This is a genomic window from Faecalibacterium sp. DFI.5.82 (assembly GCF_029076575.1).
Classification (GTDB): domain Bacteria; phylum Bacillota; class Clostridia; order Oscillospirales; family Ruminococcaceae; genus Faecalibacterium; species Faecalibacterium duncaniae.
Window position 1 is genome coordinate 1 of record NZ_JARFIS010000764.1, and the last position, 300, is coordinate 300.

1 protein-coding gene is annotated in these 300 nt (G+C 50.0%); it reads left to right on the forward strand.

Translation table 11 applies throughout. The features are described from left to right. On the forward strand, window positions 1-300 hold a 300-nt coding region (locus P0G09_RS18810), incomplete at both ends, for an AAA family ATPase (RefSeq protein WP_275253433.1).

Sequence of the window (300 nt, forward strand, 5' to 3'; positions counted from 1 at the left end):
TGAGGTTGAAAAAGCGCACCCTGACGTAATGCACATGTTCCTGCAGATTCTGGACGATGGTCGCTTGACTGACTCGCAGGGACGCACGGTTTCATTTAAGGACACCATCATCATCATGACTTCCAATGCCGGTACTGGCGACTCCGAGGCTTCGATCGGTTTTGGCCCAGAAGCAAGCAGCGCAACGCACTCGATTATCGACAAGCTGACCGACTACTTCAAGCCTGAATTCTTGAACCGTTTCGATGCCATCGTTCAGTTCAACCCATTAACCAAGCCTGATTTGATGAAGATCGTTTC